Below are 22,685 nucleotides of genomic sequence, written 5' to 3'. Positions count from 1 at the left end.
ACGCAGGCGTGGAGCGCATTTCGCTCCAGTTCAGGGCGAGCACCATCGTCAGGATGAGCAGGGGCACCACCGAACGTTTGAAGACATTTGCCACCATGGGACCTCTCCAAGGGCTGACGTGACATGCATTTGACGACATCAAAGTGTCATGGGCGCCATGCTAAGTTGCAAGGCTCCCAAAATTGCGTCCGTCGAAAATGCCTTGTTTCCTGCCCGCTGCAACGTTTCGCATGATCGCTGTTTCGGCGCTTGCCGGGACGGTCGTCGGGTTGAGTGGCTGCGGGCGAGGGGAGCCGGCGGCAGCCCATGCCGCGACCATGGCGGCGTCTACACCGGCCGCTGCGGCGCCAGCAGCGGCACCCGCAGCAGCAACGGCCGGCAAGCCGGCGGCGGCACCGGCCTACGAAAAAGCCTTCTACACGATGATGGCAACGCGCCGCCCGTCGGTGCCGGCGATGACGGCGCTGGGCAAGGCGTTGTTCTTCGATCCCGCCCTGTCGGCCTCCGGCAAGCAGGCCTGCGCGAGCTGCCATAGCCCCACGCACGGCTATGGCCCGCCGAACGATCTGTCGGTGCAGCTCGGTGGTACGGGCATGAACAAAACGGGCGTGCGTGCCGCGCCGTCATTGCGCTATCTCCAGAACGTTCCTGCATTCACCGAGCATTTCTACGAGAACGATGGCAACGACTCGGAAGACCAGGGCCCGACTGGCGGCTACACCTGGGACGGCCGTGTGTCGTCCACGCACGACCAGGCGCGCATCCCGCTGCTGTCGGGGCACGAGATGGCCAATGGCACGCAGGCCGCCGTGGTGGCCAAGTTGCGCAATGGCCGCCACGCGCAGACGTTCCGCCAGGTATTCGGCAACGACATCCTCGACAACGAAGACACGGCCTTCCGCGCGGCGCTGATGGCGCTCGAAGTCTTCCAGCAGACGCCGTCCGAGTTCTATCCGTACGACAGCAAGTACGACGCGTTTTTGCGCAAGCAGGTGAAGCTGTCGCCGCAGGAGATGCGCGGCCTGCAGCTGTTTGCCGATCCGGCCAAGGGCAACTGCGCCTCGTGCCACGTGAGCGCGATCAAGCAGGGCGGGGCGTTCCCGGCCTTCACCGATTTCGGCCATATTGCCGTGGGCGTTCCGCGCAATCGCACGCTGGCCGCGAATGCCGATCCGAAGTTCTTCGACCTGGGCCTGTGCGGCCCCGACCGGACCGATCTGAAAGACCGCGCCGACTATTGCGGGCGGTTCCGCACGCCGTCGCTGCGCAACGTGGCGCTGCGCAAGACCTTCTTCCACAACGGTGCCATCCATTCGCTGGAAGACGCGGTGCGCTTCTACGCCCAGCGCGACACCCAGCCGCAGAAGTGGTATCCGCGCAAGGCGGACGGCACGGTCGACAAGTTCGATGACCTGCCGCCCCAATACCGGGCCAACGTCAACATGGATCCCCCGTTTGGCGGCAAGCCCGGCGACAAGCCCGTGCTGTCCGAGGCCGACGTGCGTGACATCGTGGCCTTCCTCAAGACGCTCACCGACGGCTATCGCCCCGTGCGGACGGCGCAATCCGGCGCCCAGGGCGGCAGCCGCGTTGCACAGCGCTGATCGGCCCGGCCGGAGCCGCCCGGCCCGTTTGTTGCAACACTTTGCGCAGGATTTGCGCAAGGCCGCACGTGCGCTGCGGTTATCATCGGCGGATCGTCTTTCTGCTGTCTTCTACTTCCCGCTATGACCTGGCTTGCTGACCCGTCCATCTGGATCGGCCTGTTTACCCTGGTGGTGCTCGAGATCGTTCTCGGCATCGACAACCTCGTTTTCATTGCCATCCTCGTCAACAAGCTGCCGCCGGCCCTGCGCGACCGCGCCCGGATGATCGGGCTGGGCCTTGCCCTGGTGATGCGCATGGTGCTGCTGGCCACCATGTCGTGGCTGATCGGGCTGACCAAGCCGCTGCTCACGCTGGGGCCGGTGGATCTGTCGGGCCGATCGATCATCCTGTTGCTCGGCGGTTTCTTCCTGCTGTTCAAGGCCACGTCGGAGCTGCACGAGCGTCTGGATGGCCAGCCGCAGGACGAGAGCCACGGCAGCGGTCACGGCAAGTTCTGGAATGTGATCGCGCAGGTGGTGATTCTCGATGCAGTGTTCTCCATCGACTCTGTCATCACCGCCGTGGGCATGGTCAACGACCTGCCGGTGATGATGGCGGCCGTGGTGATCGCGATGGGCGCCATGCTGTTTGCTTCGCGCCCGCTGACGGAGTTCGTCAACGCGCATCGCACGGTGGTGGTGCTGTGCCTGAGCTTCCTGCTGATGATCGGCTTCTCACTCGTTGCCGAGGGCCTGGGCTTTCATATTCCGAAGGGCTATCTGTACGCCGCCATCGGCTTCTCGATCCTGATCGAGTTCTTCAACCAGGTGGCCCAGCGCAATACCGTGCGTTACGAGCGCCGCCGCCCGCTGCGCGAGCGCACCGCCGATGCTGTGCTGAGCCTCCTGGGCGAGCGTCGCGGCGCGCCGGCGGAGTCCGAATCGCACGAGGCGGTTTCGCACGAGGCCGGCCAGACCGCGTCCGAGACCGTGTTCCGCCCGGAAGAGCGCAGCATGGTCAGCGGCGTGCTCGACCTGGCTGAGCGCTCGGTGCGTTCCATCATGACGCCGCGCCACGATATTTCGTGGGTGGATCTGGACGCCGATGCGGCCGTCACGCGCAAGCTGCTGCTGGCCGTGCCGCACAACCAGTTTCCGGTATGCCGCGGCGGGCTGGATGATCTCGTGGGTGTGGCACGTGCCAAAGACCTGATGGGCGACCTCGACACGCGCGGCGCCATCGACGTAGACCGCAGCGTCAAGCCCGCGCTCAAGGTGTCCGACAACATCGGCATCCTGCGCCTGATGGATCAGCTCAAGCGTGCGCGCGGGCGCATGCTGGTGGTGACGGATCCGCTGGACGTGGTGCAGGGCGTGGTGACACCCATCGACGTGCTCGAAGCCATTGCGGGTGAATTCCCCGATGAAGACGAACGCCCCGGCGTGGTGGAAGTCAGCGATGGCTGCTGGGAGGTCGCTGGCGAGGCCGACCTGCGCCAGCTCGAAGATGTACTGCATGTCGACTGGCTGCTCGACGAAGGCGGCGGCGCCACGAGCCTCGGCGGTTATCTCTTCAACCAGTGGGACCGCCTGCCCGAAGTGGGCGACACGCTGGTGCGCCACGACCTGCGTTTCGTGATCCTTGAAGCAGGGAGCCGCCGCATCGTGCGCGTGCGCATCGAGCGCATGGAAGATGTGACGGCTCCAGAGGCTGAAGCCTAAGACGTCGCCGATGAGGCCGGCCTTGGTGCGCGCGCCAATCCAAGGCTCAGCACACCCGCCAGCACGCACGCAATGCCGCCGATCTGGCGCGTGCTGACGGCCTCGCCGAGCAGCGCGGCGGCAAATACGACGGCTGCCACTGGCGCCAGCGCAGTGAATAACGAAGCCTCCGCACCGCTCACACGCGCAGCCCCGGCGTACCACAGCACAAAACCACCGACGGTCGGCACGATGGCGTAGTACGCCACCGCCATCAGCGCGTGCGTTGTCTGCGCCGATGCGTGCAACTGCCACGGCGCTTCCCACAGCGCGGGCGCCAGCGCCGTCAGCAAACCGAACGCACTCATCAATGCCGACAGCGCCAGCGGCGGTACCGGCGTGCGCAGCCGCTTGTTGAGCAGGATGAAGAGCCCCTCGCACACCACGGCGCCCATCACCAGCAGGTTGCCGAGGAGCGGATGTGCCGCGTCGCCGCGCGGTTGCAGGGCGATGGTCAGCACGCCGGCGGTTGCCAGCCCAATCGCCCCCAGCACCGCGCGGCCGGGACGTTCGCCCAGCAGCACGATCGCAATAAGCGCCGACATGACCGGCAGCGTCCCGATGATGACGCCCGCGTCTGCGGCAGACGTGTGCCGCAGGCCCGAAATGAGCAGCGTCGTATAGCCCACGCTGCCAGCGGCCGCCTGCAGGAAGAGCAGCACCCAGTCGCGGCGTGCAAGCACGGGCCAGCGCGAACGGGTCATGCGCATGATGACGAGGAACATCGGCAGTGCCATCGCAAAGCGCAGCGCCGTCGCCGTAAAGGGCGGCAAGCCCGCCGCGATGATCTTGCTGGCCGCTACGGTGCTGCCCACCAGCACCATCGCGAGGGCAAGGTAGAGACAACCTTCAAGTCGTCCGGACAGTTTGGGCATATCGCATCCTGCGTGTGTGTGGAGGTCGCAGGATGGGCGCACGCGATGCGCGCGTCTTGAACGAAATTGCAGCGGGGCGGGAAAGACGCGCCTAGCGCGCCGCCGCCACCATGCCTGGCGACACGCCGTACTTGCGCACGAACTGCCGCGTCATGTGGCTTTGATCGGCAAAGCCGCAAGCGGCCGCCACGTCCGCCAACGGCTCGCCTTGGGCGATCAGCCGGCGCGCCAGGGCCACGCGACGCTGCACCTGATAGGCGTGGGGCGTGAGGCCCGTGACGCGGGCAAAGCCGCGCAATACCTGGAAGCGGCTCAGGCCGGTTTCGCGCGCGAGGTCGAGCAGGGAGATGGCCGCGGCCGGGTCATCGTCGATGCGCGTGCGCGCGAGCCGGATGGCGTCGGGTGCGGCGTCGCCCTGTTTGCCGGTCGGCCGGTTGGCGGGATGCAGCGCGTCCGCCAGTACCGACAGCAGCAGTTGCTCGCGCAGCAGCGCGTCGTTTTGGGCGGCGGGCGTCGTCATCTGCGCGAACAGCAGGCGCACGCGCGGTGCGAGCGTGGCGTCGCGGATGACAGGGCGGTCAAACTCGGCGTCGCCGTAGTGGCCGGGGTGCAGATCCGACGCCATGTCGGCGACCACGCCAGGATCAAGGTAAAGCATGCGCCACGCGCGGCCGGCATCGCCGATGGGTGTGCCATCGTGCACTTCAAGCGGATTGACCGTGATGACGTCGCCCGCGCCGGCTTCCACGGTGCCGCGTCCGCTGAACGACTTCTGCGCCCCGCGATCGACGATGCCGATGCCGAACTGGCCATGCGTGTGGCGCGGAAAAGCGTGGCCGGAATCGGCGGCGACGGCTTCCACGCCGCGCATGGCGCAGCGGTGCATCGAGAACGCGAGGTTGGCCGGCCGGTTGGACAAGGGCGGTTCCTTGTGAGGGAATGCGCGAATCTGTGCTCTATGGAGGTGCAGCGTGGCAGCAGCATACGCTTTCTTCGCATTTCGCTCATTTTTTGCGCACGGGCGATTGGTATGCTGCGGTTTTCTGCGGCAATGTGCCCGGTAAGATGGCGCCGTGCCTGCCGCTGACCAGGCCGGGAGCCGCGCCAGCCGGCGGCGCCCCGCAGCCCTGACTGATCCATGCGCCCGTCTTTCGGTATCACCTCCAAGCTGTTCGTTGCGTTGTTCATGCTGAGCATCGTCGTTGCGCTCGCCATGGGTGCGGCGGTGCGCTGGCGGTTTGACGCCAACTTTCTCGACTACGTGAACGCACGCGAGGCTGAGCGCATGGCCTCGCTGGCACAAGGCGTCGAGGCTGCCTACACGCAGCACGGCAGCTGGGATTTCCTGCGCGACGATCGCATGGCGTGGTTCCGCCTGCTGCGCCGCGAGGGCGCGCGGGCACGCGCCAACGGCATGGGCGGCGACCGTTTCGACCTGCCACCGGGCCATCGCTTCGATCCGATCCCGCCCGGCATGAGCAAAGACGCACCGCCTCCACCGGGGCCGCCCACCGCAGGCCGCATGCCGCCGCACCCGCCCGGCGAGCCGCCGATCCCACACTCGCCGATCTGGCTGCTGGATGCCCAGCGCAACGTCATCATTGGCGACGGGCCGCCACTGGGGCCGAATGCACGTTGGCAGGAACTCCACCACAACGGCCAGACCGTCGGCTGGTTGGCCATGCCGCCGCGGGTGCGCGTGCCCGAGGGCGCGGATCAGGCCTTCCAGGCGCAGCAGTTGCGCGCGACGTGGATCATCGCCGGGTTGTCGGTCCTGCTGGCGGCGCTGGTGGCGGTGCTGCTCGCACGCGGCCTGCTCGCGCCGATGCGCCGGCTGACGGATGCCGCGCGCCGCATGGCCGACGGCGACTACGCCACCCGCGTCGACGTCCACTCGCGCGATGAACTCGGCGAGCTGGCGGCGGATTTCAACCACCTTGCCGCGTCGCTGGAGGCCAACCAGAAGATGCGTCGTCAGCTCACGGCGGATATCTCCCACGAGCTGCGCACGCCGCTGGCCGTGCTGCGCGGCGAACTCGAAGCACTGGAAGACGGCGTGCGCCCGTTGACCGCTACGTCGCTCGCGTCATTGCAGGCCGAGGTATCGACACTCAGCAAGCTCATCGACGACTTGTATGAACTTTCGCTCGCCGACGTGGGCGCACTGGCGTTCCACATGGAGCCGCTCGACCTGGCCGACACCGTGTGCAGCGCCGTGCAAGGCTTCACGCCGCGCCTGATGGAAAAGCGCATCGCGCTGCAGCTAGACGTGCCGGCAGCGCCGTCGCATGCCACGATGGTTAACGGCGACCCGCAGCGCCTGCGGCAGGTCATACAGAACCTGCTGGAAAACACGCTGCGCTATACCGACGCCGGCGGCACGCTGCGCGTGCATGTCCATCAGGATGGCGGTTGGCAGCAGATCGACGTGCAGGACAGCGCGCCGGGCGTGCCCGAGGCCATGCTGCCGCGCATCTTCGACCGCTTGTTCCGTGTGGATGCTTCCCGCAGCCGGGCGCAGGGCGGGGCCGGCCTGGGCCTGAGCCTGTGCCAGACCATCGTCGCCGCGCACGGCGGCACCATTGAAGCCAGACATTCGCCGTTGGGCGGGCTGTGGATTGCCATCCGCCTGCCTGTTCTTGATGTGCTTGATCCGCTAGCCGACCATGATTCTGATCATTGAAGACGAACCCAAGCTGGCTGCATTGATGACCGACTATCTGCGCGCCGCTCACTACGAGACCGAGTGGCTGGCCGATGGCACGCACGCGACGCAGCGCGTTCGCGAGACGGCGCCCGAACTCGTGCTGCTGGACCTGATGCTGCCCGGCAAGGACGGCCTGGAAATCTGCCGCGAGGTGCGTGCCTTCAGCGAGGTGCCCATCGTCATGGTGACGGCGCGCGTGGAAGAAATCGACCGCCTGCTCGGCCTCGAACTGGGCGCCGACGACTACGTCTGCAAGCCCTTCAGCCCGCGCGAACTCGTGGCGCGCATCAAGACCATCCTGCGCCGTGTGCAGCGCGGCGGCGGCGTGCCGGAAAGCGCGCTGCAGATCGACAGTGCCGCCTATGCCGCAACGCTGCGCGGCCAGCGCCTTGACCTCACACCGGTGGAGTTCCGCCTGCTGGCGGCGCTGGCCGCTGCGCCCGGGCGGATTCTGTCGCGCTCCAATCTGCTCGAGCAGATCTACGACGACCACCGCATCGTGACCGACCGCACGGTCGATACCCACATCAAGAACCTGCGTCGCAAGATGGAGCAGGTGAGTCCGGGCACCGAGCTGATCCATTCCGTCTATGGCGTGGGTTACCGGCTCGACGCCTGAGGTTCAAGAAAACTCCACGGTTCGCCCACTTTTCATGCAGGGTCGATGGCTACAGTAGGCGTATGGCTGGCGTGTCCGGCCGACGTTCTTATCAGGAGCTTCATCATGACCGCTGTGATTTCCCGCCGCCTGGCCGCTGCTGCTGCCGGGCTCATTTTCTCGTGTGCCGCGGTGGCCCAGACTGCCGCTCCGGGCGCGGCGCCGCTCTCGCCGATGCCGCCGATGCCGCAACATGGCCCGGGCATGATGGGGCGAGGGCCCGGGCCTGCGTTCGGCCCAGCCGGTCCGCATGGCATGGGGCCGCATCATGGCGGCGCGCCTTTCCTGCGCGGGCTGGCCCTGAGCGAAGAGCAGCGCGACAAGATCTTTGCCATCGAATATGCGCAGATGCCGGAAGCGCGCGAACAGCGCAAGGCCATCGAGCACGCCCGGCGCGATCTGCATCAGATGGTGGCTTCCGGCCAGTATGACGAAGCGCGTGCCCGTAGCCTGACCGAAACGCTGGGTCGCGCCGTGGCCCGTGAAGCGCAACTGCGTGCGCAGGCCGGTGCCAAGGTCATGCAGGTGCTCACGCCTGAACAACGCAAGCAGATCGCCGATCGCGAGGCCCAGCGTGTGGCCGAACTCCCGCCGGGGCATGACGAAGGTGCGCCGCCGCCGGGACTGGCAGCGATGTAATGTAAAGCGCGATCCGCGATCGGCGTGGGAATCGGTTCACGGCCTGCAAGCGGCCTGTGAACAGATTCCTAGCGGTAAACCACCACCGGCACGTGCGCGTAGGTCAGAACCTTGCGCGTCTCGTTGCCGATCAGCAGTCGGCCCATCAGGCTGCGGTGCCCGTGCGATGCCATGAAGATGACGTCGCACGCGTGCCGCTTGGCCGCGTCAAGAATGCCGAGGTAAGGCTCGGAAAACTGCGAGACATCGCTGTCGAACTGCACGCCTTCTTCGCGCGCCCGCGCGGCAATGCGCTCGATGCAGTCCTTGGCATGGCCCTGCACCGTTTCCATGTAGTGCGCATGCGGACACTCGCCCACACCGGCGGAATACGCCATGTTGGGGAACTCTTCAATGCACGTGTAGGCGGTCAGGCGGCAACCGGTGGCGCGCGCCAGCTTCAGCGCGCCGTCGATGGCCTTGCGGCACTGCTCGGAGCCGTCGGTCGGCAGGAGGATATGGGTAAACATGGCGGTCTCCATGGGGAACCCGCTTCAACGTTACTGCGCCGGCCCATGCGCCTCTATCGTGGAAAACGCTAGTGCAGCACAGCATTTCGGCCGATATGACCGCCGTACGATCGCACCATCGCGATGCACGGTCGTTCGGATATTGACGTGGCAGATTGCGGCTTACCCGCGTTGCCACGCCTGCCGGTAGCGCGACGGCGACGCGCCAAGCTGCAGCGCAAATCGCCGGCTGAAATGGCTCGGGCTGGCAAAGCCGCATTGCTCTGCAATCGCTGCCAGCGCAAGGCCGGTCGTGCGCAGCAGCGTTTGCGCACGCGCCATGCGCTGCTGCAGCACCCATTCATGCGGCGCCACCCCGAACGACATGCGAAACATCCGCGCGAAATGAAATTCCGACAGGTTCGCCTCGGCCGCCAGTTGTCCGAGCGACAGCGGCAGATGCAGTTCGGCATCGATGCGTGCGGCAATGCGCCGGCACACGTGCGGTGCCAATCCGCCGCGCACGGCCAGCGCCCGCGTGCGCCCCTGCGTATGCACTAGATACGACAGCGTGTCGTTGGCCAGGGCGTTGGCGCGCATGCGGTCGTCCAGGTCGGCCCAATCGAGCTGGGCGATGTTCGCGCAGGCTTGGGCGAGAAGCGCGTCTTCAATAAAGGTGCGGTCGTGCAGCGTGAACAGACGGGGCTCTGCGTCGAGCAGACGCACGGCGTGCCCGGCCAACGCGTCCGGCGTGAAATACAGATGAACGAAACGCATCGGCTGCTCGATCACCCAGCTCGACTGGTGTTCGGCCGGCAGCATGCAGACGCGCCCCGGCGCACCGAACAGGTGCGGCAGATCCTGGCGATGCGTGGTGTACCCGCCCTGCAGATAGACCGAAAGCGTGTGGTGCTCGGGCTGGATGTAGCGCGCCTCGTCGTGCTCGTTGCGCCAGATGGCGGCGGTCACGCCATCGCCCAGATGCGCGACGCGCTCCAGCGACGCGTGCGAGCCGCGTGCAAGCGTGCCGAAGACGCTCGCGTCTGCAGTGACGCGAGGATCAGTTGGTTGGGTCGATGGGGAAGAGGGGGCGCGGCGCACGCGTCGATGTTACCAACGATGGCACCGCGATGCGACGCAGCGCGTTGGAGCGCTATCCGCTGCAGAGCTGGCGCGCGACTTCGCCCGCCAGGCCGACGCCATCCACGCGTTGCCAACCGGCGTCGTTGGCGATCTGTCTTTCGCTGACGGTCAGCGCGCCCTGATACAGCTTGGCCTGCGAAACGGAAAACTGCCGGCTGCGGCAATCGACGGTGTACAGGAAATCGGCCATGTCGCCCCGGAACGCGCCGAACATGCGCTGCAGCGAACGCATGCCCGCGCGGTTGGACGCTTCCACGCGCACCCAGGCGCTGACCGGGCCGCTGGGCATGCGCTGGATGCTGCCGACGTCGAGCGACGCGTGGCTGTCCGGCTGGTCGGGCAGCGGGATCCAGCGTTCGGCGCCGGCCACCGGCATGGACAGCGCTGCCAGCGCCGCCAACATGCCAGCCATGACGCGGCGCGCGAACACGAGCGGTGTCATCTGGCCTTGCCGCCCGGTACGGGGATGGCCACCGAGTCGGAATGGCTGCAGGCCATCATCACGCCGGCTTTGTCGACGTCGATCATCACGGTGCCGGGCTTGTCGGCGGTGCTGGGCGTGGCCGCCAGGCTGCCCGACAGGCGCTGCATGATCGCGTGACAGGTGGGGGCGTTGGAAGCCACCGTGGTGGCCTTGGCCGGCTTGGCGGCCGGAATGGGCGTGGGTGCAGCAACAGCAACCGGTGGCGGACTGGAAGCAGTCGCCGGCGCTGGCGTCGTGGAAGCGTGCGCGCGCGGCAGCGCGACGAGTGCGGCCAGGACGCTCACGGCAATCAGCAACCGTGTCGTGCGCCGCGAAAGCGGTCGAGTAGTGGGGGGAGACAGAGATGGCATGACAGTCCAGACGCGGGCATCCAAATTGCGCCTGCAACGTCACGGGACAGGCGCGCTCTTTCGACCAATAACGGCACGCCGCGTCCGAACTTGACGTGGCAATCTGCCTCACAGGTCACTCAAGCGTGATTTGATGTGCACAGAATGCTTCATGTGACCGACATAATCGCACCGCTCGGAACATTCTTATCAATGTAGCGACCAACCAATATGCCGGGGAGATTTTTCCGGCGTCGCCGGTATCGTGAAACGGGCTGCACATCAGGCTCGCGCATGCAGGCGATGGAAGCAGACGGGACAAGCAGCAGTGGGGTTCTTGCAGTGCCAAAAACAAATGGGTCGGCGGAAATGAAAATGGGATGGAATACCCGGCCTTTTCCGCCCTTTGTTTTTCCGAGGGGGCCACTATGATTTACAACATGGCGATGCAACGCGTGACTGCGTCGATTGCCCCATGGGTCGGTTCTCCTCTCTGGAACAGATCGACACGGTCCAGAGATTTCAACCCGCGCCTCGTCAACTGAGCGCGGGTTTTTTCTTGGGCCGTGCAAACGTAGGGCGGCCACCACATGCGCGGCAGGGGTATCGCAAGCAACACCCTTCAGTTTTCCACCAGCGCGCCGTTGTGGTTAGGGTCGAGACACGTGTAGTCTCGCGACTCGCTTTCCCATTGCCGTCGCTGTTGCCGTTATCGCTCACGCCATCGCATTGTCCATGACCCAGTTCCTTCCGGCCCAGGCCGGAGCCTCTCCTGCAGACGTTGCGCCCAGCCCCGAGGCCGCGCAACGTCCGGTGGCGGTCATGGCCGGGGCGATGGCCGACGGGCGCAATACCGATTTCGAGGCGCTGTCCCGGCTGTCATCCGACGCGGTCCTGCTGACCGTGGATGGGCGCGTGGTGCAGGCCAACCCCGCCGCTGCGCGCTTGTTGGGCGCCCAGGACCCCACGCAGCTGGCAGGCCTGCAACTCGCCGGCCTGATTCATCCCGATGACGTGGCCCAGACGGTGCCGCGCCTGGCCGGTATGGTCAGCAGCGGCGTATCTTCTCAGCCCGTCGAGCACCGTCTCGTGCGCGCCGACTACACGCATGTTCTGGTTGCCAGCGAAGCCGCCGCGTGCGAGCACGAGGGCCAGCCCGCCGTCATGCTCGTGCTGCGTGAAGCCGTGTCGCGCCATGCGTTGGAGCGACACGCCGTTCAGGCCCGCGCCGAGGCGCTGCATGCGCGCCGCCTGCTCGCTTCGGAGAATGCCGTGCTTGCGCAACTTGCCTCCAATGCGACGCTGTCGACCGTGCTGCGCCACCTGTGCCTGTACGTCGAGCAGGTCTATCCGAATGCCATGTCGGCGGTGCTGTTGCTGGATGCCGCCTCTCAGACGCTGCGCGTGGCCGCGGCCCCCACGCTGCCTGCGGCCTACGCCGCCACACTGGAAAACAACCCTGTCGGCCCCGATGCCGGTGCCTGCGGTTGCGCCGTGTACCTGGGCGACACCGTTCTTATCGACAACATTGCGACCGACCCGCGCTGGCAGCATGAGCGCACGGCAGCATTGTCGGCCGGCTTTGCTTCTGCCTGGGCGTTGCCGATCCGTTCATCGCGCGGGGACAAGCTTGGCGTGCTCGCGTTGTTCTATCGACAGCCGAGCATGCCCGCGGAAGAAGAACAGCATTTCCTTGACGACGTCACGCACCTGGCAGGCGTCGCCATTCAGAAAGACAACGTTGAGCGTGGTCTGGCCGAAAGCGAAGAGCGCTATCGGCTGGCGATTTCGAACCTGCACGAAGGCGTCGTCATCATGTCGCCGGACGGTGTGGTGCAGGCAGCCAACGCCAGCGCCGAGCGCATCCTGCGTGTGCGTCCCGGGCAGCTGGTCGGCCGCAACCGACTCGACCCGATTCAACGGGTGGTCGATGAAGACGGCAAGGAAGTCGGCCTGACCATGATGCCGTCCGCTCACGTGCTGCGCACCGGCGAGCCCATCTTCGGCCGCGTGTATGGGCTGTTGCTCAAGACGGGCGAACTGATGTGGGTGCGGCAGAACATCATTCCCATCCGTCGTCACGCCGAGCCGACGCCCAGCAGCGTGATGCTGTCGTTTGCCGACATCACCGACATCAAGCGCGCCGAGCAGCGCCTGCGCCATCTGGCCGCGCACGACGCGCTCACGGGGCTGACCAACCGCAGCTTCTTCATCTCGCACCTCGAAAGCGCCATTGAAGGCGCGCGTGACGAGAGCCGCGAACTGGCGCTGTTCTTCCTCGACCTCGACCGCTTCAAGAGCGTGAACGACACCGCGGGCCATGCCTGCGGCGACACGCTGCTGCAAAGCGCCGCCGCGCGCCTGACCGACTGCATCGGCCCTGGCGACGTGATCGCGCGTCTGGGTGGCGACGAGTTCGTCATCCTGATCGACCAGCGTGTCGAAGGAAAGCGCATTGCGTTGCTGGCAGAGCGTTTGCTGCAGGCCATGCGCGAGCCGTTCGACACCGTCAACGGGCGCTATTACCTGGGCGTGTCGATTGGCGTGGCGCTGTATCCGCACGACGGCATTTCGGGTTCCGATCTGCTCCGTTCGGCCGACGCCGCCATGTACCGCGCCAAGCAGAACGGCCGCAACCGCGCGCAGTTCTACACGGCTGAACTGAACGCCCGGCTGCAACGCCGCTACATGCTGGAAAACGCGCTGCGTGACGCGCGCGAGAACAACGAACTGCAGCTCGTCTATCAGCCCAAGTACGACCTGGCCAGCCATCGCATCGTCGGCGCCGAGGCCCTGCTGCGCTGGAACAGCGCCAAGCTTGGCGCGATCTCGCCGGTGGAGTTCATCCCGGTGGCGGAAGAGACGGGCCTGATCGTGCCGATTGGCGCGTGGGTCCTGCGCCGTGCGTGCGAACAGGCCGTGATCTGGTACGAGGCGCTGGGCTACGACTTCCGCATGGCGGTCAACCTGTCGGCGCGCCAGTTCCAGGCCGGCGACGTGGTGCCGATGATCGAGCAGACGCTGGCCGACACCGGCCTGCCGCCCACCGCGCTCGAAGTCGAAATTACCGAAAGCCTGCTGATGGGCGGTGCGGACGAAGTGCGCCCCATGTTCGATGCGCTCACCGCGCAGGGCATCCGGATCTCCATCGACGATTTCGGCACCGGCTATTCATCGCTGTCGTATCTCCAGCGCTTCCCGATCAGCAACGTGAAGATCGACCGTTCGTTCATCACAGGCATTCCGGGCGATCCGGATTCCGTGGCGCTGACGGAGGCCATCGTCGCCATGGCCCGCGCCCTGGGCATGACGGTCACCGCCGAAGGCGTGGAAGATGCCGACCAGGTGGAGTTTCTCGCCAAGGCGGGCTGCCAGGAAATCCAGGGTTACTACATCGGCAAGCCGGTCACGGCCGAAGGTTTCGACCGCTTGCTGCGGGCGCACCTGTCGGTGGTGGATGCCGGCGTGCGCGCCGCGCTGGGCTGACGGCCTGGCCGGAAACGCGCCTTTCCCACCGTTCACACCGGCGTTTCTGCCGTTCGTCGCAATCCGCTCCCGCGTGCGGGAGCCGGCACCTAAGCTGGCGTCATTCCAACAGGGAGACCGCCATGCTCGAGTCGATTACCTCCATCGTGTCGCATACGCCCGCCTGGGTGTTCGTGGTGTTTGCCGTGCTGATCGGCATCGGGGTGCGTCAGATGCAGTCGCGCATCGTGTCGCGCCGCCGCCTGATCGTGCTGCCGCTCGTGGTGGCCGCGTACTCGCTCTATGGCGTGTCGATGGCAAGCCACGGCGGCGCGCTGGCGCTGACGATGTGGCTGGTGGCTGTTCTGCTGGCATTCCTGCTGACGTACATGTCTCCGCCCGACGGTGCCGTGTCTGAAACCGCCGACACCGTGCGCGTGCCCGGAAGCTGGGTGCCGATGGTGGTGATCGTCGGCTTGTTCTCTGCCCGCTACGCCTACAACGTGATGCTGGCGATGCACCCGGAAGTCTCGCACTCCGGCAGCTTCATGGCGCTGTTCAGCGCGCTGTTCGGCTTCCTGGGCGGGCTGCTGCTCTCGCGCTCGGTGCTGCTGCATGTGCGTACGCCGCGCCTGGCGGCGGCTTGAGCCAGCGCATCGGCGTTAACACGTTAACATCCTGCATGTTGCAATCTCCATCCAAGACGGGACGACATGCTGGAACTCGACGGCACCATCTGGCTGCGCGCCGGTGAAGACAACTGGGGCGGGCGTGGCCGGATCGAACTGTTGGCTGCCATCGGGCAGACCGGCTCCATCACGGCAGGCGCCAAAGCCGTGGGTCTTTCCTACAAGGCCGCGTGGGACGCCATCGACACCATGAACAACCTGGCCGGCGAGCCACTGGTGGTGCGCACCACGGGCGGCAAGGGCGGTGGCGGCAGCGTGCTGACGCCGCGCGCGCAACGGCTGATCGAGAGTTTTCGCGCCCTGGAAGCCGAGCACCGCCGCTTTGTCGAGCGCCTGGATGCCGCCGCGCAAGCCGCCAGTGAAGACGTCCACCTGCTGCGCCGCCTGATGCTGCGCACGAGCGCGCGCAATACGCTGTTCGGCACGGTCGAATCGGTCGCACCGGGCGCTGTCAACGATGTGGTGACGCTGCGCCTGCCCGGCGGTCAGCCTGTCGCCGCCACCATCACGCAGGAGAGCACGCGCGCGCTTGGGCTGGCACCGGGCGTGCAGGCCGTTGCACTCATCAAGGCGCCTGCCGTGATGCTGATGCGCGGCGCCGGCGAGTGGCGCGTCTCGGCAGAGAACCAATTGCCGTGCGTGGTCACGGAAATCCGCGATGGTGCGGTGCAGGCCGAAGTGCGGCTGCGCCTGCTGGATGCGAGTGCCGCGTCGGCGGGGGAAACCGTGCTGGTGGCCATGCTCTCGCGCACGGCGGTGGAAACGCTGGCACTGGCCGCAGGCGTGGAAGCCGTGGCCGTGTTTGAAGCGTCGAGCGTGATTCTGGGATTGGCCTGAAGCGCCCATGACGCCCAAGACCCTGCTGATCGTCTACCACTCGATGACGGGCGGCACGCGCCAGATGGCCGAGGCCGCGCAGAGCGGCGCCGCAGAAGAGGGCGGTGTGACTGTGCGTTTGCTGCACGCCGCGCAGGCCGGTCCCGACGATGTGCTTGCCGCAGACGGCTATCTTTTCGCAACACCCGAAAACCTCGCTGCCATCAGCGGTCAGCTCAAGGATTTCTTCGATCGCTGCTACTACCCCGCGCTCGATCACATCAACGGCCGTCCATACGCGTGCCTGATCTGCGCGGGCAGCGATGGCCAGAACGCGGTGCGTCAGATTGAACGCATTGCCACCGGCTGGCGGCTCAAGCCCGTGGCCGAGCCGATCATCGTCTGCACGCACGCGCAAACGCCGGAGGCCATCCTCGCGCCAAAACAACTTGGCGCAGATGACTTGGAGCACTGCCGTTCCCTTGGGCAGGCCATGGCGACCGGGCTCGCGTTGGGCGTGTTCTGACGCTAGCGGTTGACCACCGCCGTCAGATGCGGATACGGCGAGAGCGGTGGCGCATCGGGCGCCCGCACGGCATCGGCCACGACACGGCCGTCGCGCAGCTCGAATACGTGGTCGCCGAACATCTCTACATCGGCCGGGTCGTGCGTAATCATCAGCATCGGCACCTGCAGCCGCGCTTGCAGGGCAGACAGCTCGGAGCGCATGCGCGTGCGCAACGCCGGGTCCAGCGCGGCAAAGGGCTCGTCGAGCAGCAGCATGGACGGCTCGGCAATCAGCGCGCGGGCCAGTGCCACACGCTGGCGCTGGCCGCCGGAAATCTGCGTCGGAAAATTGGCGGCGACGGCGCCCAGCTCGAACGTGTCGATCCACTGCTGAACCCGCGGGTCGTGCGTGCGGCGCGGCGGGTTGAACCAACCGCGCTTGAGCCCGAAGGCAATGTTCTGGGCCACCGTCAGGTGATTGAAGAGCGCGTAATCCTGGAATAGATAGCCGACGCGGCGTTCCTGCGCACTGAGGTTGATGCCGTCGGCATGGTCGAACAGCGTGCGGCCGTTCAGCACGATGCGGCCGCGCTCTGGTGTCATCAGCCCGGCAATGGCGCGCAGCGTGAGGCTCTTGCCGGCGCCTGACGGGCCGTACAGCACCACGCGCCGGCTGTCGGAGCGCACGGCAATGTCGAGCGAGAACACCCGCGCCGCGCTGGCCAGCGTTTTCTGCACGACGAGGTCGATCATGCCGCCGCTCATGCCAGCTGCTCCTGCAGGTTCGGCGCGCGCCCCCGCAGCAGGCGGCTGGCCACCACCAGCACCACGATGCAGGTGAGCGAGGTGATCAGCACCAGCGTGTTGGCCGTGGCGTCGTCGCCGGCCTGCACGGCTTCGTAGATGGCGACGGACAGCGTCTGCGTGCGGCCCGGCAGGTTGCCGGCAATCATCAGCGTGGCGCCAAATTCGCCCAAGGCCCGCGCAAAGGCCAGCAGCACGCCGGCGGCAATGCCGCGCGCGGCCAACGGCAGCGTGACGCGAAAGAACACGGCGGTCTCGGGCAGGCCCAGCACGCGCGCCGCGTTTTCCAGCTGATGATCGACGCCTTCAAAGGCGGCGCGTGCCGACTTCATGACCAGCGGGAACGCCACAACGGTGGAGGCAATCACCGCGCCCTGCCACGTAAAGACGAGCTGGATGCCCAGGCTGTCCAGCCATCCGCCGATCGGGCCGCGCCGGCCCAGCAGCACCAGCAGGTAATAGCCGAGCACCGTCGGCGGCAGCACCAGGGGCAGCGTCAGGACTGAATCGATGACGTCGCGCAGGCGGCTGCGCGTGCGCGCGAGTGCGTACGCCGCACCGACGCCCAGCACGAGGTTAAGAACCGTCGCCCAGCCGGCCACCTTCAGTGAAAGCAGCAGAGGCGTCCAGATGGAAGCAGACATGCGGATGCGTTGCGAAGGTGCCGTCGGCCGGCCGGGTGATGCCCGCGAAGGGCCGGGTGACGCGTTGGGTGCCGGCGACAGATTGGGTGAATTATCCGCAATATAGGGTTGGATATAACGCCCGGTCAATCCTGACACAGTGATGTCCGGCATGCGGCAAGGGGCATGCATGGGGCGACTTGCAGCCATTGTCAGAAGCGAGGTTCGCTGCATTGCGACATAAGCCGCGTCGATGGTGGGGCACTAAAAAGTTTTGTTGGACAACGTTGCCATCGGCTTGCAACAATGCGCCAAAACGTAGGCCGGACGTCGCTTTTCACGATCCGCGCCCGCGGTGCACAGGGTCACCGCACAGCAAATGTCATCCCCCGGGGGGGAAACAGCCTTGGCCATGGCCGGACGCATTCCGGCAGCCAAGCGGGTGTTTCCAACATGACCGGAGGACGGCAATGGCCGCCGCACATCGCTCAGATGGTTTGCAGGCAGTACGTTTTCCCCGCGCTGAAGACCTGGCGCTGCTGATGGACGCGCGCCCCGCGCTCAACGAGGTGGACGCGCCGTCCGGTGGTTCCGCCCACGCGAGCGCTTCCGTCCAGATCGACCTGAATGCCCTGTCCGCCAGGGCCGAGGCCGCGCCCTTGACGGCACCCTTGACGGCATCATTACCCGGCCACGCCGATTCCCTGGCTGCGCGCACAGCCGCAGACGACGCGGCCAATGGCGATCGCTTTTTCCTGCCGCTGCCGCCGGGCACCGACGTTGTTCCCGTGGACGAGCACGCGCTGCTGTTCGAGCCGGTGCCTGCACAGCCTGGCCGACTGCGTCTGGCGGCCGAGTTGCAAGCCGCACGCGGCGTCGCCGAGCGCGCGCGCATTGTGTCGGGGCTGATGGGGCTGATGGGCTTTTCGTCGTTGACCTACGCGCTGGCCGAACGCCACGAAAACGCGCCGCCGACGGTCGCCATGCTCAAGAACTACGTGGCACCGCGCTTTCTGCAGCGTTACTGCGAAGAGCGCCTGTTCGCCGTCGACCCGCGTCTGCCTGCGGTGTTTGCGACCGGCATGCCGCTGGTATGGGATCTGGCATCGCTTGCGCGGGGTCACGCGCGCATGGATCCAGCGTTGCGCGTGCTGCTGCAGACAATGGACGAGCACGGGCTGCGCAGCGGCGTGATGTTCAGCCTGGGCGCCGGCAAGGGCACGAGCCACGCGATCGTCAGCCTCAGCGCGCCGCATGCGGGGCGGGAGTGGATCAGCGACAGCGTGCTGGGCCAGTCGATCCTCTTCGGCATGGCGCTGCACCAGGTCTGGCGGGCGCCGCTGCAAACGTTCACGCGCAATACGCGGGCCTGCGGCGAAGATGCGCCGCTCACCGTCATGCAAAGCCGTGTGCTGACGTGCCTGGCTGCGGGCATGAGCGACAAGGAAATCGCCATCAAGCTGCACACCACGGCGCACAACGTGGATTACCACCTGCGGCTGATTCGCCGCCGCTACGGTGCGACCAACCGTGCCCAGCTCGCTTACATTGCGGGCCGCCTGAACCTGATCTGATCCGATCGGGAAGGACGCAAGGACGATGTGGGCGTTGCCGCGCGGCGTTCAGCGCGACATTCAGCGCGGCAGCGCCACGCAGCGCAGGCAGGATGTGCCGTCGGCGCGGTTGCACGCAAGGATCATGACCTGCCGACCGGTTTGGCCCGTGCACGCGCTGCCGGTCAGCACCCGCGGCTGGGCCGGCGCTGATGCGGCACGCGGCGCCCTCGGGGCCGGCGTACCGCCGCCGGCGGGTACCACCGGAATCGGCTCGATGCGCCCACCGGCTGCGTCGGGCACGATGGCAGGCACGTCGCCCGCGTTGGCGACGACCTTCTGCACATAGCCATGGCGGAAGCCGGTCTCGAAATTGCCGCTGTAGTAGCACGACAGCGCCGCCCGCAACGCCTGTTGCTGATCGCCGTAGCGCGGCAATGAACGCGCAAAGCATTCAGCGAGGATGGTGCCGCCTGCGCGCAGGTTGCGGCAGGCGTCGAAGGCGGTTTCCAGCGTCTCGCCAAACCGGGCGAGGTTGTAGCGGTTCACCTGCCCGAGTCCGACGCTGAAGTTGTAGCCCTGGCGTTCCAGCGAACGTGCCGTTGCCACGGCTTCTTCCAGCGTGGCAGGCTGGCGCACCAGACGGCCGCCCACCACGCCGATCGCATACGGGTTGTAGGCCGATTCCGTGCGCACCAGCGCTTCGAGCGTGAGGCGGTCCACGCGCGGCGCGCAGGTGGCTGCCAGCGTGGCGAAGGCACGCGCGTCAATGCGCGGCCCCGCCACGGCCGACGTGGCCGTCATGCAGGCGCCCAACGTCATGGCGGCAGCGATGAAAGCGCGGGCTCGCATGGTCGCCACCTTTATCGGTAAGACAGCACGAGCCCGTGCACCAGCACCGACCAGCCGTCGAGCATCACGAACAGCAGCAGCTTGAACGGCACCGAGATGGTGGTCGGCGCGATCATCTGCATGCCCAACGCCAGCAGCAGGTTGGCCACCACCAGGTCGACCACCACGAAGATGATGTAGAGCACAAAGCCCACCTGGAACGCCTTGATCAGCTCGGTAAGGGTGAAGCTCGGTACAAGCACGGTCAGGTCATCGTTCTTGAGGCCGGCGGCGCGCTCCTTGGGCCAGATGCTCGTGGCGGATTTGACGAAGAAATTGCGCTCCGATTCCAGCGTATGCGCCTCCAGGAATTTCTTCACCGGCGGCTGCGCGGCATCAAGGATGGCGATCACGTCATCCACGCTCATCTGGCTGCTCAGGTTGAAGTTGCGCCCGCGCAGGTTGTCGACCATCTCCATGCCGACGGGCGCCATGATGAACACCGTCAGGATCAGCGCGATGCCGTTGAGCACGATGTTGGGCGGGACTTGCTGAATGCCCAGCGCCGAGCGCAGCAGGCCAAACACCACCACCAGCTTGGTGTAGCTCGTGACCATGAGCGCGGCAAAGGGCGCGATGCCCAGTGCCGCCACCACGGCAATCATCGCTACGGGATTGGGCAGGTTTCCCATGTGCGTGTCGAGTGTATCGATGCGTTGTTCTGGTTGGGGGGGGGGCGCGAGGCGGGCGTTATGCCTGTCCGGGCGCTGGCTGGCCTATGAAGCGCGATACGCGCACACCGAGCCGGTTGCCGACCGCGATCAGGTGGCCTTCTCCGACCGGCATGCCGTTGGCGAGGATGCGGATGACGGCCTGGTTGAGCGGCTGCGCCAGCTCCATCACAGTGCCGGGCCGCAACGCGCGCAGCTCGGCCAACGACAGGCGCCGCTCTTCCAGCTCGAAGGTCGTGACCAGTTCGATGTCATCCAGGCTGTCGGTGGGAAGCGGCCGCGCGGCGGGTTCCGGCGCGGATGCTGCGGTGGTGGTGGCGGGGCTGTCGGTTGTCATCGGTCTTTCCTCCACGTTTTCCACGACGATGCGGTTGCCTTGCACTTGCCCGAACACACGCAGGTGCAGCCGTCCGCGCACGCGGGCCACGCAGCGCAGCGCGTCGCCGGCGGGCAGCCATTTTTCGATGCGGACGATGTCGCCCAGCGCAATGCCGGCAAAGTCGCGGCGCGACAGAAAGGTGGCGCCCAGCTCGAAGCGCAGCGGCACCTGCGTACCCATGAAGGCCGCCAGCGGGATGGGATCGGCAGCGAGTTCCGCCGGGCACAGTTCGGCCAACGCCTGCGGCGCATCGAACAGCAGCCCCGCGCGTCCCTGCCACGATGCGGCACGGTCTTCGGCCGGTTCGCCATCGCGGCGCGAGATGATCATGTGCAGCACGTCGGGCCGGTCCAGGCGTACGTCAGGCGAGGCGGCCTCCGGCAGCCACGCGAGGGGGCGTCCGGTGCGTTGTTCGATGGCACGTGTGAGCGGCGCCAGCGCATCGGCCAGCACGGCGCAGCGCAGGGCTTGCGGTACGTGCGCATCCGCGGCGTCGGCCAGCCACGCGCGCTCGGCGGCGGCATCGAGCAGCAGCCAGCCCGGCGCATCGCCCAGCGTGAACCGGTAGGCTTGTGCCGCAGCGTGCAGGGCATGGGCTTCGCAACGCGCTTCGTAGGGCGTGTCCCCTACGGAAAACGGTAGTGCCGCGCGCGCCAGATACAGGCGCGACAGCGTGCGCGCCAATGTCGGGTCGACGGCCGAAAGCATGCGGGCGTCCAGCGTATTCATGTCATGAACATGCGCCCGGCCATGTAGGCGAGCTGCACGCGGTTCTGCGCACCGTACTTTTTCTTGAGCTGACGCAGGTGATAGTCGACGTTGTGCGGCGACATGTTCAGCTGCTCGGCAATCGCCTTGTCCGACAGGCCGCTGGTGATGAATTCCAGAATCTGGCGTTGCACCTGCGTGAGCGCCCGCGCGTGCGTGTCTTCATGCAGCGGCTTGGCGTGCTGCATGAGAAATTCATGCAGTCCCAGCCCCACGGCATAGGCCTGGCCGACCACGTTGTCGGCAATCCAGCCCTTGGCGTTGTTGCCCGATCCGAAGCAGATGACGCTGTGTTCCAGGCTGCGGGGGCTCACGACACCAAAGCTGATGCCGCTGCGCAGGCCGCAGCGCTCCGCGTCTTGCAGCAGACGGTGCAAACGGTCCGCCTCCGCCGGTGCGGTGGGCGTGGCGCCCAGGTCGGCCAGATCCCATACGAGTGGCCATTCGTAGCGCAGCGCGAAGGCCAGACGCGGGTCGACTTCAAAGTAGCGTTCGTCGACGTAGCGCTTCGGCCAGTTGGGCGGCGAATAGGCGCGAAAGTACAGCACCCGCGTAATCGATTCGCCAATGCGCGTCAGCCGGTAGTAGCAGAGCCAGTCGAAGCCGATGCTGCGCAAGACGGCGCGCAGCAGCAATTGCCGTTCCTGCGCACCGTGCGCGGCCCGCAGATCCTGCGCGGTTTCAGAGAACGACTCGGCGCGCGCCATTGCGCCCAGCCGGATCGATTCCGCATCGACCACGATGTGTTCTTCGCCAAACAGGATCGGCGCGCGGACATCGCCGGCACCCACATTCGAAGCAGTCAACCGTGGCCTCTCGCGTGGCAAGTGAATGCACTCACTGTAGTGG

The 22,685-nt window shown here is 66.5% G+C and carries 22 protein-coding genes; 10 read left to right on the top strand and 12 right to left on the bottom strand.

From position 1 onward, the window contains the following. Positions 1 to 197 precede the first annotated feature (197 nt). Positions 198 to 1,604 carry a cytochrome-c peroxidase gene (locus ABIC76_RS01660; RefSeq protein ID WP_354532749.1) on the top strand — a complete coding sequence of 469 codons (1,407 nt, stop codon included), beginning with the start codon at positions 198 to 200 and terminating at the stop codon, positions 1,602 to 1,604. Positions 1,605 to 1,727: 123 nt separating this feature from the next. Further along, positions 1,728 to 3,308, top strand: coding sequence for a TerC family protein (locus ABIC76_RS01655; RefSeq protein WP_354532748.1), 1,581 nt, complete (start codon positions 1,728 to 1,730; stop codon positions 3,306 to 3,308). On the opposite strand, the gene ABIC76_RS01650 is transcribed toward ABIC76_RS01655, so the two are convergent. Further along, complete coding sequence (locus ABIC76_RS01650; protein WP_354532747.1) at positions 3,305 to 4,222, bottom strand: DMT family transporter; 918 nt, start codon at positions 4,220 to 4,222, stop codon at positions 3,305 to 3,307. The two genes, ABIC76_RS01655 and ABIC76_RS01650, sit on opposite strands and share 4 nt — an antisense overlap. Positions 4,223 to 4,313: 91 nt before the next feature. After that, entirely contained in the window at positions 4,314 to 5,093 is a 780-nt protein-coding gene (locus ABIC76_RS01645) for an AraC family transcriptional regulator (RefSeq protein WP_354533526.1), read from the bottom strand. A 267-nt stretch (positions 5,094 to 5,360) separates the two neighbouring features. Here ABIC76_RS01645 and ABIC76_RS01640 point away from each other — a divergent pair, with 267 nt between their 5' ends. From ABIC76_RS01640 to ABIC76_RS01630, 3 genes are all read left to right on the top strand, one after another. Further along, a complete protein-coding gene (locus tag ABIC76_RS01640; protein ID WP_354532746.1) occupies positions 5,361 to 6,905 on the top strand; it encodes an ATP-binding protein in 1,545 nt (514 codons plus the stop codon). Beyond that, positions 6,889 to 7,548, top strand: a complete 660-nt coding sequence (locus ABIC76_RS01635; protein ID WP_354532745.1) for a response regulator — start codon at positions 6,889 to 6,891, stop codon at positions 7,546 to 7,548. Before ABIC76_RS01640 ends, ABIC76_RS01635 begins: the two co-directional genes overlap by 17 nt. 105 nt (positions 7,549 to 7,653) lie before the next feature. Further along, a complete protein-coding gene (locus ABIC76_RS01630; protein WP_354532744.1) occupies positions 7,654 to 8,226 on the top strand; it encodes a Spy/CpxP family protein refolding chaperone in 573 nt (190 codons plus the stop codon). Between the two features lie 68 nt (positions 8,227 to 8,294). On the opposite strand, the gene ABIC76_RS01625 is transcribed toward ABIC76_RS01630, so the two are convergent. The 4 genes from ABIC76_RS01625 to ABIC76_RS01610 form a co-directional block, all read right to left on the bottom strand. After that, the gene (locus tag ABIC76_RS01625; RefSeq protein WP_354532743.1) at positions 8,295 to 8,735 is read right to left on the bottom strand and encodes a universal stress protein; all 441 of its coding nucleotides are present in this window, start codon (positions 8,733 to 8,735) and stop codon (positions 8,295 to 8,297) included. A 162-nt stretch (positions 8,736 to 8,897) separates the two neighbouring features. After that, a complete protein-coding gene (locus tag ABIC76_RS01620) occupies positions 8,898 to 9,815 on the bottom strand; it encodes a helix-turn-helix domain-containing protein (protein ID WP_354532742.1) in 918 nt (305 codons plus the stop codon). A gap of 52 nt (positions 9,816 to 9,867) precedes the next feature. Then, on the bottom strand, positions 9,868 to 10,299 hold the full coding sequence (locus tag ABIC76_RS01615) for a hypothetical protein (protein ID WP_102066241.1): 432 nt from the start codon (positions 10,297 to 10,299) through the stop codon (positions 9,868 to 9,870). Then, positions 10,296 to 10,691 carry a glycoprotein gene (locus ABIC76_RS01610; protein ID WP_354532741.1) on the bottom strand — a complete coding sequence of 132 codons (396 nt, stop codon included), beginning with the start codon at positions 10,689 to 10,691 and terminating at the stop codon, positions 10,296 to 10,298. Before ABIC76_RS01610 ends, ABIC76_RS01615 begins: the two co-directional genes overlap by 4 nt. A gap of 714 nt (positions 10,692 to 11,405) precedes the next feature. On the opposite strand from ABIC76_RS01610, the gene ABIC76_RS01605 reads away from it, so the two are divergent. From ABIC76_RS01605 to ABIC76_RS01590, 4 genes are all read left to right on the top strand, one after another. Continuing rightward, complete coding sequence (locus ABIC76_RS01605; RefSeq protein ID WP_354532740.1) at positions 11,406 to 14,156, top strand: sensor domain-containing protein; 2,751 nt, start codon at positions 11,406 to 11,408, stop codon at positions 14,154 to 14,156. A 122-nt stretch (positions 14,157 to 14,278) separates the two neighbouring features. Next, positions 14,279 to 14,782, top strand: coding sequence for a DUF6622 family protein (locus ABIC76_RS01600; protein ID WP_354532739.1), 504 nt, complete (start codon positions 14,279 to 14,281; stop codon positions 14,780 to 14,782). 66 nt (positions 14,783 to 14,848) lie between these two features. After that, positions 14,849 to 15,661 carry a TOBE domain-containing protein gene (locus tag ABIC76_RS01595; protein WP_354532738.1) on the top strand — a complete coding sequence of 271 codons (813 nt, stop codon included), beginning with the start codon at positions 14,849 to 14,851 and terminating at the stop codon, positions 15,659 to 15,661. A 7-nt stretch (positions 15,662 to 15,668) separates the two neighbouring features. After that, the gene (locus ABIC76_RS01590) at positions 15,669 to 16,166 is read left to right on the top strand and encodes a flavodoxin family protein (RefSeq protein ID WP_354532737.1); all 498 of its coding nucleotides are present in this window, start codon (positions 15,669 to 15,671) and stop codon (positions 16,164 to 16,166) included. Between the two features lie 2 nt (positions 16,167 to 16,168). Here the strand turns inward: ABIC76_RS01590 and ABIC76_RS01585 are convergent, their stop codons facing one another. After that, on the bottom strand, positions 16,169 to 16,912 hold the full coding sequence (locus ABIC76_RS01585) for a sulfate/molybdate ABC transporter ATP-binding protein (RefSeq protein ID WP_027679095.1): 744 nt from the start codon (positions 16,910 to 16,912) through the stop codon (positions 16,169 to 16,171). After that, positions 16,909 to 17,595 carry a molybdate ABC transporter permease subunit gene (gene modB / locus ABIC76_RS01580; protein ID WP_354532736.1) on the bottom strand — a complete coding sequence of 229 codons (687 nt, stop codon included), beginning with the start codon at positions 17,593 to 17,595 and terminating at the stop codon, positions 16,909 to 16,911. The genes ABIC76_RS01585 and modB overlap by 4 nt, the downstream gene beginning before the upstream one ends. Positions 17,596 to 18,044: 449 nt before the next feature. Between modB and ABIC76_RS01575 the strand changes: the two genes are divergently transcribed. Beyond that, positions 18,045 to 19,148, top strand: a complete 1,104-nt coding sequence (locus ABIC76_RS01575) for a helix-turn-helix transcriptional regulator (protein WP_354532735.1) — start codon at positions 18,045 to 18,047, stop codon at positions 19,146 to 19,148. Between the two features lie 60 nt (positions 19,149 to 19,208). Here the strand turns inward: ABIC76_RS01575 and ABIC76_RS01570 are convergent, their stop codons facing one another. The 4 genes from ABIC76_RS01570 to ABIC76_RS01555 are packed head-to-tail and all read right to left on the bottom strand — an operon-like array spanning position 19,209 to position 22,642. Then, entirely contained in the window at positions 19,209 to 19,979 is a 771-nt protein-coding gene (locus ABIC76_RS01570) for a lytic transglycosylase domain-containing protein (protein ID WP_502947826.1), read from the bottom strand. An 11-nt stretch (positions 19,980 to 19,990) separates the two neighbouring features. Further along, positions 19,991 to 20,650, bottom strand: coding sequence for a type III secretion system export apparatus subunit SctR (gene sctR, locus ABIC76_RS01565; protein WP_102066252.1), 660 nt, complete (start codon positions 20,648 to 20,650; stop codon positions 19,991 to 19,993). A gap of 58 nt (positions 20,651 to 20,708) precedes the next feature. Continuing rightward, on the bottom strand, positions 20,709 to 21,797 hold the full coding sequence (sctQ, locus tag ABIC76_RS01560; RefSeq protein ID WP_354532734.1) for a type III secretion system cytoplasmic ring protein SctQ: 1,089 nt from the start codon (positions 21,795 to 21,797) through the stop codon (positions 20,709 to 20,711). Next, on the bottom strand, positions 21,794 to 22,642 hold the full coding sequence (locus ABIC76_RS01555; RefSeq protein ID WP_139110975.1) for a helix-turn-helix transcriptional regulator: 849 nt from the start codon (positions 22,640 to 22,642) through the stop codon (positions 21,794 to 21,796). Before ABIC76_RS01555 ends, sctQ begins: the two co-directional genes overlap by 4 nt. Positions 22,643 to 22,685: the final 43 nt, after the last annotated feature.

It is taken from the genome of Ralstonia sp. 1138, from assembly GCF_040544795.1.
Lineage (GTDB): Bacteria > Pseudomonadota > Gammaproteobacteria > Burkholderiales > Burkholderiaceae > Ralstonia > Ralstonia flatus.
This window is presented reverse-complemented; position numbering and strand designations above follow the sequence as displayed.

What these genes read in the sequence shown, in the direction of transcription:
- ABIC76_RS01660 (WP_354532749.1), top strand. Translation starts at nt 198, where the DNA reads ATGCCTTGTTTCCTGCCCGCTGCAACGTTTCGCATGATCGCTGTTTCG.
- ABIC76_RS01655 (WP_354532748.1), top strand. Translation starts at nt 1,728, where the DNA reads ATGACCTGGCTTGCTGACCCGTCCATCTGGATCGGCCTGTTTACCCTG.
- ABIC76_RS01650 (WP_354532747.1), bottom strand. Translation starts at nt 4,222, where the DNA reads ATGCCCAAACTGTCCGGACGACTTGAAGGTTGTCTCTACCTTGCCCTC.
- ABIC76_RS01645 (WP_354533526.1), bottom strand. Translation starts at nt 5,093, where the DNA reads ATGCGCGGCGTGGAAGCCGTCGCCGCCGATTCCGGCCACGCTTTTCCG.
- ABIC76_RS01640 (WP_354532746.1), top strand. Translation starts at nt 5,361, where the DNA reads ATGCGCCCGTCTTTCGGTATCACCTCCAAGCTGTTCGTTGCGTTGTTC.
- ABIC76_RS01635 (WP_354532745.1), top strand. Translation starts at nt 6,889, where the DNA reads ATGATTCTGATCATTGAAGACGAACCCAAGCTGGCTGCATTGATGACC.
- ABIC76_RS01630 (WP_354532744.1), top strand. Translation starts at nt 7,654, where the DNA reads ATGACCGCTGTGATTTCCCGCCGCCTGGCCGCTGCTGCTGCCGGGCTC.
- ABIC76_RS01625 (WP_354532743.1), bottom strand. Translation starts at nt 8,735, where the DNA reads ATGTTTACCCATATCCTCCTGCCGACCGACGGCTCCGAGCAGTGCCGC.
- ABIC76_RS01615 (WP_102066241.1), bottom strand. Translation starts at nt 10,299, where the DNA reads ATGACACCGCTCGTGTTCGCGCGCCGCGTCATGGCTGGCATGTTGGCG.
- ABIC76_RS01610 (WP_354532741.1), bottom strand. Translation starts at nt 10,691, where the DNA reads ATGCCATCTCTGTCTCCCCCCACTACTCGACCGCTTTCGCGGCGCACG.
- ABIC76_RS01605 (WP_354532740.1), top strand. Translation starts at nt 11,406, where the DNA reads ATGACCCAGTTCCTTCCGGCCCAGGCCGGAGCCTCTCCTGCAGACGTT.
- ABIC76_RS01600 (WP_354532739.1), top strand. Translation starts at nt 14,279, where the DNA reads ATGCTCGAGTCGATTACCTCCATCGTGTCGCATACGCCCGCCTGGGTG.
- ABIC76_RS01595 (WP_354532738.1), top strand. Translation starts at nt 14,849, where the DNA reads ATGCTGGAACTCGACGGCACCATCTGGCTGCGCGCCGGTGAAGACAAC.
- ABIC76_RS01590 (WP_354532737.1), top strand. Translation starts at nt 15,669, where the DNA reads ATGACGCCCAAGACCCTGCTGATCGTCTACCACTCGATGACGGGCGGC.
- ABIC76_RS01585 (WP_027679095.1), bottom strand. Translation starts at nt 16,912, where the DNA reads ATGAGCGGCGGCATGATCGACCTCGTCGTGCAGAAAACGCTGGCCAGC.
- modB (WP_354532736.1), bottom strand. Translation starts at nt 17,595, where the DNA reads ATGTCTGCTTCCATCTGGACGCCTCTGCTGCTTTCACTGAAGGTGGCC.
- ABIC76_RS01575 (WP_354532735.1), top strand. Translation starts at nt 18,045, where the DNA reads ATGGCCGCCGCACATCGCTCAGATGGTTTGCAGGCAGTACGTTTTCCC.
- ABIC76_RS01570 (WP_502947826.1), bottom strand. Translation starts at nt 19,979, where the DNA reads ATGCGAGCCCGCGCTTTCATCGCTGCCGCCATGACGTTGGGCGCCTGC.
- sctR (WP_102066252.1), bottom strand. Translation starts at nt 20,650, where the DNA reads ATGGGAAACCTGCCCAATCCCGTAGCGATGATTGCCGTGGTGGCGGCA.
- sctQ (WP_354532734.1), bottom strand. Translation starts at nt 21,797, where the DNA reads ATGAATACGCTGGACGCCCGCATGCTTTCGGCCGTCGACCCGACATTG.